Source organism: Luteimicrobium sp. DT211, assembly GCF_049844995.1.
Taxonomy (GTDB): Bacteria; Actinomycetota; Actinomycetes; order Actinomycetales; family Cellulomonadaceae; genus Luteimicrobium.
Window position 1 is genome coordinate 412,363 of the sequence record NZ_JBNCMC010000001.1, and the last position, 13,024, is coordinate 425,386.

Below are 13,024 nucleotides of genomic sequence, written 5' to 3' on the forward strand. Positions count from 1 at the left end.
TCAGGCCTTCGCGTACGCGGTCAGGGGGAGGCGGTACGCCAGGTCGATCGCCGTGTCGACGGCCTCGTCGAGGTCGAGCCGGTGCTCGGCGACGAGCCGCGCCAGGTACCCGGCGTCGACGCGGCGCGCCAGGTCGTGGCGGGCGGGGATCGAGCAGAACGCGCGCGTGTCGTCCACGAACCCCGACATGTTGGAGAACCCGGCCGTCTCGGTGACGTCCTCGCGGAACCGGCGCATGGCGTCGGGCGCGTCGAGGAACCACCACGGAGCGCCCAGCCGGACCGCCGGGTACACGCCGGCGATGGGCGCGAGCTCGCGCGAGAACGTGTCCTCGTCGACCGTGAAGAGCACGATCCGGAAGCCGGGGTGGTGACCGAACGCCTCGAGCAGCGGGCGCAGCGAGCGCGTGTACTCGGTGACGACGGGGATGTCGAAGCCCGTGTCGGGGCCGAACAGGGCGTGCTTGCCCCGGTCGTGGTCGCGCAGGACGCCCGGGTGGAGCTGCATGACGAGCCCGTCCTCGGCCGACATCGCTGCCATCTGGAACAGCATGTGCCCCGCGAACGCGTCGACGTCGGCCGCCGTGACCTCGCCTGCGAGCGCGGCCGCGTAGATCCGGCCGGCCTCGGCGTCGGTGAGCGGCGTCGTGTCCGCGCTCAGGTGGCCGTGGTCCGTCGCGCGGGCCCCGGCCGCCTTGAACCGGAGCCGCTGCGCCCGGAGCGCGGCGAGGTAGCCGGCGTACGTCGTGACGTCCTCGTCGGCGGCCTCGCCGAGCCGCTCGACGTCGGCCCGCCACGTCGGCCGGTCGAGGAGCACGACCGGGTCCGGCCGGAAGGTCGGCACGACGCGGTCGCCGAACCCGTCGGCGGCGAGCTTCGCGTGGTCGTCGAGCGTCGCCCACGCGGGGTCGGTGGTCGCGAGGATCTCGATGTCGAACCGGTCGAGCAGCTGGCGCGGCCGGAACTCTTCGTCGGCGAGGACCGCGGCGACCGTGTCGAAGGTCGCGTCCGCGCTCGCGGCCGACGGCCGCTCCGTCACCCCGAAGATCTCGACGAGCGCCGTCTCGAGCCAGAACCGGGTGGCGGTGCCGCGGAAGTGCTTCCAGCCCGCGCAGAACCGGCGCCAGATCTCGCGGGGGTCCTCTTCGACGACGACGCCGCTCCCGCCCGCGACCGGCCGCACCCCGAGCTGCTCGTTGCGCAGGCCCTGGGAGACGAGGAGCCGGACCAGGTAGTGGTCCGGCACGACGATCAGCTCGGCCGGGTTCGGGAAGGCCCGGTTGTCGGCGAACCACTCGACGGGCACGTGACCGTGCATCGAGACGAGCGGCAGGCCTCTGGTCTGGGCGTAGATGTCGCGCGCGATCGGCCGCACGGCCGGGTCGGCGGGCAGGGCGCGGTCCGGGTGGAGGGTCCACGGCTGGGCGGAGGCGGGGGCGGGGTCGGTGAGGGAAGGCACGGTGGGCTCCGGAAGGCGTGAGTTTCGAACGGGTCGGTCGGGGCGGGAGCGGTCAGCCGGTCCGGCGACGACGCATCTCGGCGGCGAGGAGGAGGAACGGCCCGACGCCCTTGTGGTCGTTCGCGACGATCGGCTCGCTCATGTAGTAGGCGTACGAGCCGTCGCGGCCGGCGGCACCGCCGAGGCCCGCGACCTGGCAGACCTTGTTGACGTTGACCCAGCCGCGGTCGGTGAGGCTGAGGAACTCGCGGGTGGCGGAGCCCCAGGCGTGGTCGAGGTGCCCCGCCCAGTCGTCGTCGAGGTAGCCGAGACGCAGTCCCTTGGCGACGGCCGCGAGGATCATGAGCGAGCCGGACGCCTCGAGGTAGTTGAGCGGCCGGCCACCCTGGTCGGGCACCTGGTACCAGAGGCCGGTGCGGGCGTCCGCGACGCCGCGGACCGCGCCGAGCAGCGACCGGAGGTTTCCCAGGATCGTCGCGCGCTGGGGCAGGGTCTCGGGGAGGTGCTCGAGGACGTCGGTCATCGCCATCGCGAACCACCCGAGCGCACGCAGCCAGACGTGCGGCGACCAGCCGGTCCGCGGGTCCGCCCACGGCATCGACCGGGACTCGTCGTACGCGTGCCGGCACAGGCCCGACGCCGGGTCGAGCGTGAGGTCGTACGCCGACGTGAACTGGAGGGCGACGTCGTCGAACAGGTCCTCGCGGCCGAACGTCGCGCAGTACCGCGCGTAGAACACCGAGCCCATGTACAGCCCGTCGAGCCACGTCTGGTACGGGTAGATCTTCTTGTGCCAGAACGTCCCGGCCTCGAGCCGCGGCTGGTGCCGGAGCTGGTCGAAGAGCAGGTCCGCGGCCTTGCGGTACCGCTCCTCGCCGGTCTCGTCGTACAGGTCGAGGACGACCTTGCCGTTGTTGACGTGGTCGAGGTTGAGCTCGTCGTACCGGTAGGCGTGGATCGAGCCGTCGGGGCGCACGAAGTGGTCGAGGTTGCGCCGGACGTACTCGAGGTAGCGGGGGTCGCCGGTGAGCCGGTGGACGGCGAGGACGCCGCCCAGCATGAGCCCGTCCTCGTACTCCCACTTGTCGTGGGGGTTCATGACGGGCTCGCGCGCGAGCATCGTGTCGGCGCCCAGCGTCGCCCAGTCGGTCGACGCGTCGCCGTACGGCGCCCACGCGGGGGCGGCGGTGGTCGGTGCGGTCATCGCATGTCCGTGACGGGGAAGGTGTCCATGTCGTCGAAGGCCTGGTTCTCGCCGGCCATGGCCCAGATGAACGAGTACGACGCCGTCCCGACGCCGGAGTGGACGGACCACGACGGTGAGATCACGGCCTGCCGGTCGGCGACCACGAGGTGGCGGGTGTGGTCGGGCTGCCCGCACAGGTGCACGACGCGGGCGTCGGAGGGGACGTCGAAGTACAGGTAGCACTCGGTGCGGCGGTCGTGGGTGTGGGCGGGCATCGTGTTCCACATCGAGCCGGGGTGGAGCTCGGTGACGCCCATGACGATCTGGCAGGACCGCACGCCGTTCTCGTGGATGTACTGGTTCAGGGTCCGCCGGTTGGAGGTCAGCGGGTCGCCGAGCTCGCGGCGGTTCCCCTCGCCGGGCAGCACGAGGGTGCTCGGGTAGGTGGTGTGCGCGGGCGCGGAGAACAGGTAGAACTGCGCGCCACCGTCGCTGTCGGGGCCGTCGCTGAAGACGACGTCCCGGGTCCCGCGCCCCAGGTACAGGCAGGCGCCCTTGGGCATCGTGAAGGTCTGCCCGTCTGCGGTCACGGTGCCGGCCTGGCCGACGTTGACGATCCCGACCTCGCGGTGCTCGAGGAAGAACTCGGAGCGGATCTCGTCGTAGGTCGGCAGCGCGAGCTCGGCGCCCGCGGGGACCGCCCCGCCCAGGACGATCCGGTCGTGGTGGGTGTAGACCAGCGTGACCTCGCCCGGGACGAAGACCTGCTCGAGGAGGTAGGTGTCGCGCAGGTCCTGGGTGTCCATGCCCGCGATCTGGTCGGGGTGGGTCGCGTACCGCTGCTCCATCGGGGTGTCTCCTCGGTGCGTTCTCGTTCGGGTGGTGCGTGGGTTCGGGGGTGGGGCCGCTCAGCGCACGAGCCAGCCGCCGTCGACGGGGATCACGGCCCCGTGGACGTACGCGGCGGCGTCCGACGCGAGGAACACGACCGCGCCGGCGAGGTCCGCGGGGGTGCCCCAGCGCCCGGCGGGGATCCGGTCGCTGATCGAGCCGGCCCGGGCGGCGTCGCCGCGCAGCGCCGCGGTGTTGTCGGTGGCCATGTAGCCGGGGGCGACGGCGTTGACGTTGACGCCGTGGGCGGCCCACTCGTTGGCGAGGGCCTTGGTCAGCCCGGCCACCGCGTGCTTGGACGCGGTGTAGCCGGGGACGGTGATGCCGCCCTGGAAGGACAGCATCGACGCGACGTTGAGGATCTTCCCGGACCCGCGGGCGAGCATGTGCCGCCCGGCGGCCTGGGACAGGTGCCAGACGGCGTCCAGGTTCACCGCCAGCACCTCGTCCCACCACCCCGCGGGGTGCTCGGCGGCCGGGGCACGGCGGATCGTGCCCGCGTTGTTGACCAGGATGTCGACGCGTCCGACGGCTGCCACGGCGTCGTCGACGACGGCGGCCAGCTCGTCCGGGGAGGCGGTGGCGAGGTCCGCGGTCACGACGTGCGCCCGGCGGCCGAGCGCGCGGACCGCGTCGGCCGTCGTCGAGTCAGCAGACCGCTCCACGCACACCACGTCCGCCCCGGCCTCCGCCAGGGCGAGCGCGATGCCCGCGCCGAGCCCGCGGGACGAACCCGTGACCACCGCCACGCGGCCGTCGAGGCGGAACAGGTCGAGGACCATCGGTGCGCTCCTTGGTGCTGGTGCTGGTGCTGGTGCTGCTGCGAGGGGGGCGCCCGGCGGGGCGGGGGCAGAACCGTGCGACCGTGCCTCGCGGCCGCACGGCCCCGCCCCGCCGGGAGCGGTGGATCGGCTCAGATCACTGGCCGATGGCCTTGTTGACCTCGTCCATCCACGCCTTGGCGGCGTCCGCGGCGCTCTTCTTCCCGAAGATGACGTCCGAGTTGACGCGGCCGGTGATGTCCGAGACCTCGCCCGAGCCCTTCGGCGGCACGGGCTTGGTGGTCTCGAAGACCTTGTCGTCCGTGAGCTCCTTGATGAACGCGGCGCTGGTCTTGTCGGCGTCGTCGAGCTTGGGGAGGATCGCCTCGCGGACGTCGAGGTTGGACGGCAGACCGCGGTCGGTGAGGTTGATGTCTCCGGCCTTCTGCGAGTTCAGCATGAAGTCGACGAACTCTGCCGCCTCCTTGGGGTGCTTCGACTTCGCGGAGACCGAGTAGGACATCGCCGCGCGCAGGTACTCGCCGGTGTGGCCGAACTCGGAGTCGCCGGGGGCGCGCAGGAGCTGCAGCGGGTGCCCTGCGTCCTTCTGGATCGCGGAGAGCTGGTTGGACCAGAACCACGCCATCGCGCCCTTGTTGGTCGCGGGCAGCGAGCCGTCGACGCCGGCCGACTGGACCTCGGTGGCCGTCGACGCGGAGGGCTCGGCCTTCGACTTGATCTGGTCCACGGACCGCTGGAACCAGGACGTGATGGTGTCCTCGGAGAGGCCGAGCTTGCCGTCGGCGGTGAACATCTCCTCGCCGTGCTGGCGGGCGAGGACCTCGAGGACGGGCTCGATGAAGCTGTAGTTCTGGACGCCGTAGACCTTGCCGTCGGACTTCTTGGTGATCTCCGCGGCGATCTTCGAGTAGTCGTCCCAGGTCCACGTCTTGTCGTCGGGGAGCGCGACCCCGGCAGCCTTGAACGCCGCCGGGTCGGCGACGACGGCGTGGACGTTGACGCCCGACGCGATGCCGTAGAGCTTGCCGTCGATCTTGCCCGTGTCGAGGACGGTCGGGTCGATCTTGCTGGTGTCGATGTCCTGCGAGCCCAGGTCGGCGAGGAGGCCGCGGGTCGCGTACTCGGTGAGGTAGCGGTCGTCCTGGGTCATGACGTCGGGCAGGTCGTTGCCGGCCGCCATGACGTTCATCTTCTCGAAGTACTCGTCCCAGGAGGTGTTGACGGCCTCGACCTTGATGTTCGGGTGCTCGGCCTCGAACGCCGCGATGATCTGCTGGGTCGTCGTCACGCGGGAGTCTGAACCCCACCACGAGAACTTGATGGTGACCTTGTCGCCGTCGCTCCCCCCGGTGGACTTGTCGCCGCTGCCGCCGGTGGCGGAGCAGGCGGCGAGGCCGACCACGGCGAGCGTGACGACTGCTGCGGAACCGGCGCGGCGTACGCGGCGGCTCATCGACTTGGACATGATGTGGTGTCTCCTTCGGCTTTCCGATCGCGGCGCAGCCGTCGATCCCGGTGCGGCCGACGGCGTCGTCGACCACGTGTGGATGGGTGACCTGTTACTTGATTCCTGTCGTGGCGATCCCGCGCACGAGGTACTTCTGCCCGAACAGGAAGATCAGGAAGATGGGGATGATCGTCACGATCGACATGGCGAACATGGGTCCCCAGGAGCTCCCCGACGAGGAGTCGAGGAAGAGGCGCAGCGCGAGCGGCGCCGATTTCACGTCGTCGGACGTGAGGAACACGAGCTGGCTGAAGAAGTCGTTCCACGTCCAGATGAACGTGAAGATCGCGACCGTCGCGAGGGCGGGCACGGACAGCGGGAGCATGATCCGCAGGAAGATCCGCGGGTGCCCGCAGCCGTCGAGCCGGGCGGCCTCCTCGAGCTCCATCGGGATGCCGCGGAAGAACTGCACCATGAGGAAGATGAAGAAGGCGTCCGTGGCGAGCAGGCTCGGCACGATGAGCGGCCAGAACGTGTTGACCCAGTCGAGCTGCCGGAACATCACGTACCGCGGGACGATGATCACGTGGATCGGCAGCATGATCGTGACGAGCATGACCGCGAACCAGATGCCCCGGCCACGGAACTTCAGCCGGGCGAACGCGTAGGCCGCCATGGTGCAGCTCACGAGGTTGCCGATGAGGCAGCCCATGACGATCGCGAACGAGTTGAGCAGGTACTTGCCGAACTGGTATGTCAGCGCGTTCCAGCCGGTCGAGTAGTTGGAGAAGTCCCAGCGGCGCGGGACCAGCGAGAGGTCCTTGAAGATGTCCTCCGTGGGCTTGAACGAACTGCCCAGCATCCACAGGAGCGGGTAGATCATGACGATGCACCCGGCGATCAGGAGGACGTGCCGGAGGACCGATCCGGTGCGGCTGCGCCAGAGGTGCTTGCGGCGCTTGACGGGCGCTGCGGAGGCGAGCTCGGAGATCCGGTCCCCGAGGTCGGTGCGGGAGAGTGTCGGCGTCGACATCGCGGCTTTCCTTTCAGTCCCCGTAGTGGACCCAGAACTTCGACAGCCAGAAGTTCAGGCCCGTGAGGGTGAGGACGATGAGGACGAGGATCCAGGCCATCGCGGACGCGTAGCCCATGTGGAGGTTGGAGAAGCCCTCCTGGTACAGGTAGAGCGTGTAGAAGAGCGTCGAGTCCGAGGGGCCGCCCGTCCCGCCGGAGACGACGTAGGCCTGGGTGAAGGCCTGGAACGCTGTGATCACCTGCATCACGAGGTTGAAGAAGATGATCGGGCTCAGGAGCGGCAGCGTGATCGAGCGGAACTGCCGCCACCTGGAGGCGCCGTCGAGCTGGGACGCCTCGTAGTACATGTCGGGGATCTGCCGCAGGCCGGCGAGGAAGATGATCATCGGCGAGCCGAACGTCCACACGTGCAGCAGGACGATCGTCCAGAGCGCGGTGTCGGGGTTGGAGACCCAGCCCGTGCCGGTGATGCCGAAGAGCCCGAGGAACTTGTTGACGAGCCCCTCCTCGCCGAAGACCTGGCGCCAGAGGATCGCGATCGCGACCGAGCCGCCCATGAGCGACGGCAGGTAGATCACGGAGCGGTAGAAGGCGAGGCCCCGCATGCCCTGGTTGAGCAGGATGGCGACGGCCAGCGCCGCGGCGAGCTGGAGCGGCACGCTCGTGACCACGTACGTCAGCGTCACCTTGAGCGACTGCCACATGCGCTCGTCGTGGAACAGGTCCACGAAGTTCTTGAACCCGACCCACTGGGGCGAGGTCAGCAGGTCGTACTTGGTGAACGAGAGGTAGAGCGACGCGATCAGCGGGAACAGCGTGACCGCGGCGAGCCCGACGAACCACGGGGCCAGGAAGACGAGCGCGGCGCGTCCGTCGGACTTGCGCAGGTTGGTCGAGGTCGTGACCCTCGGCCCTCCGCGCTGGCGCTTGATCGCCTTCAGCTCGTTGATCGCTGACATGACTCACTTCCTCGTAAGTGCCGACCACGCTCGGTGTGGTCACGGTCATCAGTAACCGGTTTCCAGAACCTAGCGGGTGATCTCGATGCTGGCAAGTGCCGTGATCGAGCCGTGATCGAGCCGTGATCTAGAGGCCTGCGAGGCCGTGGGAGCGCGACCACGGAGCCCGCGCCGGCACGCACGAGTGACAGCGTGTCTGCGGATGCGGTAGCGTCCGCAAGAAACCTGTTTCTCACGCAGAGCACCGGGGAGCACCCACGATGACCACCAACGGGTCGTCCGGGTCGGCAGGGTCGCCGACCACGGGCACCGGACGCCGCGGCCGCGAGCAGTCGGCCGCCGGCGCCACCATCAGCGACGTCGCCGCGGCGGCGAGCGTCTCCCGCGCGACCGTGTCCCGGGTCATGAACGGCCGCAAGGTCGACCCGGAGCTGGCCGAGCGCGTCCGCCAGGCCGCCGCCGAGCTCGACTACCGGCCGTCCGCGATGGCCCGGTCGCTGTCGCTGGGCCGCACGCAGGCCGTCGGCGTCGTGGTCCCCGACCTCACGAACCCGATGTTCCAGGAGGTCCTGCGCGGCATCGCCGCCGGCGCGGACGCCGCGGGCTACGGCGTCGTCGTCGCGGAGACCGCGGAGCGGCCCGAGCGGGAGGCGCGCGCGGTCCGCAGCACGCGCTCGCGCGTCGACGCGCTCGTCATGGTCGCGCCCCGCATGACCGACGACGAGCTCGCCGCCGCGGTCGCCGCGACCCAGCCCGTCGTCCTCGTCAACCGGACGCTGCCCGAGTCGTCGGTGCCGGCCGTGAGCGTCGACTACGCCGAGGCGATGTACGAGGCGGTCGAGCACCTCATGACGCTCGGCCACCGCTCGGTCGTGTACCTCGCGGGGCCCGAGGCGTCGTCGTCGAACGCGGAGCGCTTCGCCGGGTTCGAGACGGCGCAGGCCTCGTTCGGCGGGGTCAGCTTCATCTCGGTGCCGTGCGGCGCGACCATCGCGGACGGCTACGGCGCGGCCGAGGCCGTCCTCGCGACGCGCGCGACCGCCGTCGTCGCCTACAACGACCTCGTCGCGTTCGGGCTGCTCGGGCGGCTCAGCGAGCTCGGCGTCTCCGTGCCCGGCGAGGTGTCCGTGGTCGGCTTCGACGACATCGACCTCGCCCGGTTCTCGACGCCGCCGCTCACCACCGTGGCGGTGCCCCGCACCCAGCTCGGCGAGCGCGCGTGGACCCGGCTGCACGAGCAGATCTCGACGACCACGGGGCACGGCGAGGACGCGGGCCCGGCGCTCCCGGACAGCTCGACGGACCTCCTGCGCACGCACCTCGTCCTGCGCGCCTCCACCGGCCCCGCGCCCGACGTCGCCGAGCGCGCCGAGGACCTGTCGCGCGTCCCCGGCCCGACGGCGTGGCGCAGCGACGTCGTCGGGAACGTCCTGACGGCCGGCGGCGTGCGCATCGCGCGGTACGTGACCGGCGAGACCATGCGCCCGGAGCACTCGCCGCGGCCCTACCTGCACCCGGTCCGCGCGCTGTCCGGGGCGCGCCTGACCAGCGCCAACCCCGCCGACCGCCGCCACCTGCACGGGCTGTCGCTGGGCCTGCCGGACGTGAACGGGACGTCGTTCTGGGGTGGCCGCACGTGGGTCCCCGGCGAGGGGATGACGCTGCTCGCCAACCACGGCCGGGAGGTCTCGCGGCGCGGCCCCGCCGTGGATCCGGGCGACCCGGGCGTGCTCCGCGACGAGGTGGACTGGCTCGCGAGCGACGGGGTGCCGCTCTTCGCCGAGCAGCGGGTGCTGCGGTCCCGCACGCTCGCGGGCGGCGCCGGCTGGGCGCTCGGCTGGTCGAGCCGGCTCACGGCCCAGCGCGACGTGACGATCTCCGGTCCGGCGCGCTCGCGGCCCAACGCCGCGGGGTTCGGCGGCCTGTACTGGCGGTTCGCGCCGATCGAGGAGTGCACGGTGGCGTCCGCCGACGGCGTCGGCGCCCGCGCGTGCCTCGGCTCGCGCTCGCCGTGGCTGTCCCTCGCGCTGCGGACGGCGGGCTCGTGGACGACCGTCGTCCTCCTCCAGGACGGGCAGGAACGGTGGTTCGTGCGCACCGAGCCGTACGTCGCCGCCGGGCCCGCGCTCGCGTGGGACGCGCCGGTCCGGCTCGCCGCGCGCGAGTCCCTCGACCTGGGGCTCACCGCCCTGGTGCTGGAGGGGCTGCACACGCCCGCGGCCGTCGTCGAGCGGTGGCTCCCGCTCGCCGCGCACGCGCTCGAGGGGGAGGCGGACCGTGACTGAGCTCGCACCCGCCCGCGCCGGGCTCCTCGCGCTGCACGACGGCGACGACGTCGCGGTGGCGACGCGCGACCTCGCCCCGGGCGACGTCATCGAGGTGGGCGGGCGCGCGGTCACGATCGTCGACGCCGTCCCGCGGGGGCACAAGGTCGCGCTCGCCGACGTGGCGGCCGGGGCCGACGTGCACAAGTACGGGCAGTCGATCGGCGTCGCGACCCGGCCCATCGGCGTCGGGCAGCACGTCCACGCCCACAACCTCGGGTTCGAGGAGGGCCGTCGGGACCACGCTCTCGGTGGCACGCACACCGAGCTCGCGGTGCCCGACGGCCCGCGCCCGACGTTCCGGGGGTTCCGGCGCGCGGACGGACGGGTGGGCACGCGGAACTACGTCGCGATCCTGACCTCGGTGAACTGCTCGGCGTCGACGGCGCGGATGATCGCCGCCCGGTTCACGCCCGAGGTGCTCGCCGCGTACCCGAACGTGGACGGCGTCGTCGCGCTCACGCACCAGTCGGGCTGCGGCATGGTGCCGTCCAGCGAGGGCGGGCAGCTGCTGCTCCGGACCCTGCGGGGGTACGCGGCGCACCCGAACGTCGCGGGGCTGCTGGTGCTGGGGCTGGGCTGCGAGATGGTGCTGACCGAGCAGATCTCGACGCGGTCCGGCTCGGGCGCGTTCCTCGGGATGCCGGGCGTCGGAACGCCCCCGCCCCCGGTCGACCCGGTGCTCGCCGACATCCCCGCCGACACGGTGGTGGAGTCGCTGACGATCCAGGAGACGGGCGGCGTCCGCGCCACGGTCGCGGCGGGGGTCGCGGCGGTCGAGCGGATGCTGACGGCCGTCGACGCGCGTGAGCGGGTCGAGTGCGACGTGTCCGAGCTCGTGCTCGCGCTCAACTGCGGCGGGTCGGACGGGTACTCGGGGATCACGGCCAACCCGGCGCTGGGGTGGGCGTCGGACCGGCTCGTCGCGTACGGCGCCGCGTCGGCGCTCGCGGAGACGCCCGAGGTCTTCGGTGCCGAGCACCTGCTCACCCGCCGCGCGACCTCGCCCGACGTCGCGCAGCGGCTGCTGGACCGGATCGAGTGGTGGAAGGACTACACCGCGGCCGGTGGCGGCAGCATGGACAACAACCCGTCGCCAGGGAACAAGGCAGGCGGGCTGACCACGATCCTGGAGAAGTCGCTCGGCGCCGTCGCCAAGGGCGGGCGCGCCGACCTCGCCGCGGTCTACGAGTACGCCGAGCGGATCGAGCCCCACGTCGGCTTTGCGTTCATGGACACGCCGGGCTACGACCCGGTGTCCGTGACGGGGCTCGTGGCGGGGGGCGCGAACGTCGTCGTGTTCACGACGGGGCGCGGGTCGGTGTTCGGGTGCCGCCCGACGCCGTCGATCAAGGTCGCGACCAACACCCCCATGTACCGGGTCATGTCCGAGGACATGGACCTCGACGCGGGGCGGATCGTCGAGGGCACGGCGACGCTCGAGCAGGTGGGGCAGGAGATCTTCGACGCGATCCTGCGGGTCGCGTCAGGGGAGCGGACGGTGTCGGAGGACCTGCTCATCGACGGGCAGACGATCGGCACGGAGGAGTTCATCCCGTGGCACGTGGGAGCGGTGACGTGAGCGCCGCGGTCGAGGCCGAGGCGCTCCTTACGGCCGAGCTGCAGGCGCGGATCGACGCGGCGGGTGCGGCGGGCGGCGGGCGCGTCGTCGTCGGGCCGGGCGTGCACCGCACGGGCGCGCTGCGGCTGCGCTCGCACGTCGAGCTCCACGTCGAGGCGGGCGCCGTGCTGCAGTTCGTCCCCGACCCGGCGCTGTACCCGCCGGTCGAGGCGCGCTGGGAGGGCGCGCCGGCCACGATTCATCAACCGTGTCTGTACGCCGACGACGCCGAGCACGTGACGATCTCCGGCGACGGGACGATCGACGGCGGGGGAGCGGCCTGGTGGTCGGCGTTCCGGGAGGGCACGCTCGAGCACCCCCGGCCGACGCTCCTCGGGCTGCACCGCAGCCGGCGCGTCGTCGTGCGGGACGTGGCGTTGCGGAACTCGCCCGCCTGGACGATCCACCCGCTGCTGTGCGAGGACGTCTCGATCCGCGACGTGAGCATCCTCAACCCGCCCGACTCGCCGAACACCGACGGGATCGACCCCGAGTCGTGCCGGAACGTGCGGATCAGCGGATGCCACGTCGACGTCGGCGACGACTGCATCGTCCTCAAGGCGGGCACGGAGGCGACCGCCGCGCGGGTGCCGTGCGAGAACGTCACGGTCGTCGGCTGCACGTTGGTGCACGGGCACGGCGGGATCGTGATCGGCTCGGAGATGAGCGGCGACGTGCGCAACGTCGTCGTCGCCGACTGCGTGTTCCAGGGCACCGACCGCGGGATCCGGCTCAAGACGCGGCGCGGGCGCGGCGGCGTCGTCGAGGACGTGCGCGTCTCGAACGTCGTGATGGACGACGTGGGCTGCCCGTTCGTGATCAACGCCCACTACTTCTGCGGGCCGGGCGGCAGGGAGCCCGTCGTGTCCGACAGGTCCGCGCAACCGGTGGGGCCGGGGACGCCGTCGTTCCGGCGGATCAGCCTCGCGCACGTGAGCGCCCGGCGGGTCCGGGCGGCGGCGGGCTTCGTGCTCGGGCTCGCCGAGAGCCCGGTCGCGGAGCTCACGCTGGACGACGTGAGCGTGTCGTTCGCCGACGACCCGGCGCCGTTCGCGCCCGCGATGGCGGAGGGCGTCGAGGAGTCGGTGCGGCGGGGCCTGGTGCTCACGGGCTGCGACGACGTGCGGCTGAGCGGCGTGCGGATCGCCGGCGCGGAGGGCGAGGCGCTCGAGCTCGACCGGGTGTCGGGGCTACGCGTGGTGGACTGCACCGTCGACGGGAAACCGATTCCCGTTCGCTGAGCCGGGCTCAGGGCAAGCTGTGCGACGGCTGGTGCGAGAAAGGCGTTCTGAGTCGTTGGAAACCTGAGAAACCGATTGCC

At 71.8% G+C, this 13,024-nt stretch carries 10 protein-coding genes; 3 read left to right on the forward strand and 7 right to left on the reverse strand.

The genetic code is table 11. From position 1 onward, the window contains the following. From uxaC to ACLQ14_RS01945, 7 genes are all read right to left on the reverse strand, one after another. Positions 1-1,458, reverse strand: a complete 1,458-nt coding sequence (gene uxaC / locus ACLQ14_RS01915; protein WP_425809301.1) for a glucuronate isomerase — start codon at positions 1,456-1,458, stop codon at positions 1-3. Positions 1,459-1,510: 52 nt separating this feature from the next. Then, positions 1,511-2,662 (reverse strand): glycoside hydrolase family 88/105 protein, encoded by a 1,152-nt coding sequence (locus tag ACLQ14_RS01920; protein ID WP_425809303.1) that lies wholly within the window; start codon positions 2,660-2,662, stop codon positions 1,511-1,513. Beyond that, positions 2,659-3,492: a 5-dehydro-4-deoxy-D-glucuronate isomerase gene (kduI, locus tag ACLQ14_RS01925; protein ID WP_425809305.1), complete on the reverse strand. Its 834-nt coding sequence runs from the start codon at positions 3,490-3,492 to the stop codon at positions 2,659-2,661. The genes ACLQ14_RS01920 and kduI overlap by 4 nt, the downstream gene beginning before the upstream one ends. Before the next feature lie 60 nt (positions 3,493-3,552). Then, positions 3,553-4,317: a 2-dehydro-3-deoxy-D-gluconate 5-dehydrogenase KduD gene (kduD, locus tag ACLQ14_RS01930; protein ID WP_425809307.1), complete on the reverse strand. Its 765-nt coding sequence runs from the start codon at positions 4,315-4,317 to the stop codon at positions 3,553-3,555. Positions 4,318-4,453: 136 nt separating this feature from the next. Next, positions 4,454-5,782, reverse strand: coding sequence for an ABC transporter substrate-binding protein (locus ACLQ14_RS01935; RefSeq protein WP_425809309.1), 1,329 nt, complete (start codon positions 5,780-5,782; stop codon positions 4,454-4,456). Positions 5,783-5,876: 94 nt separating this feature from the next. Then, positions 5,877-6,797, reverse strand: coding sequence for a carbohydrate ABC transporter permease (locus tag ACLQ14_RS01940; protein WP_425809311.1), 921 nt, complete (start codon positions 6,795-6,797; stop codon positions 5,877-5,879). Between the two features lie 13 nt (positions 6,798-6,810). Beyond that, positions 6,811-7,758: a carbohydrate ABC transporter permease gene (locus ACLQ14_RS01945; RefSeq protein WP_425809313.1), complete on the reverse strand. Its 948-nt coding sequence runs from the start codon at positions 7,756-7,758 to the stop codon at positions 6,811-6,813. Between the two features lie 260 nt (positions 7,759-8,018). Here ACLQ14_RS01945 and ACLQ14_RS01950 point away from each other — a divergent pair, with 260 nt between their 5' ends. Genes ACLQ14_RS01950 through ACLQ14_RS01960 form a run of 3 tightly spaced genes read left to right on the forward strand, consistent with a single transcriptional unit; the run spans position 8,019 to position 12,944 of the window. Continuing rightward, on the forward strand, positions 8,019-10,043 hold the full coding sequence (locus tag ACLQ14_RS01950) for a DUF6807 family protein (protein WP_425809315.1): 2,025 nt from the start codon (positions 8,019-8,021) through the stop codon (positions 10,041-10,043). Next, positions 10,036-11,664, forward strand: coding sequence for a UxaA family hydrolase (locus tag ACLQ14_RS01955; RefSeq protein WP_425809317.1), 1,629 nt, complete (start codon positions 10,036-10,038; stop codon positions 11,662-11,664). The genes ACLQ14_RS01950 and ACLQ14_RS01955 overlap by 8 nt, the downstream gene beginning before the upstream one ends. Then, positions 11,640-12,944 carry a glycoside hydrolase family 28 protein gene (locus ACLQ14_RS01960; RefSeq protein WP_425809320.1) on the forward strand — a complete coding sequence of 435 codons (1,305 nt, stop codon included), beginning with the start codon at positions 11,640-11,642 and terminating at the stop codon, positions 12,942-12,944. The genes ACLQ14_RS01955 and ACLQ14_RS01960 overlap by 25 nt, the downstream gene beginning before the upstream one ends. The last annotated feature ends 80 nt before the right edge of the window (positions 12,945-13,024 follow it).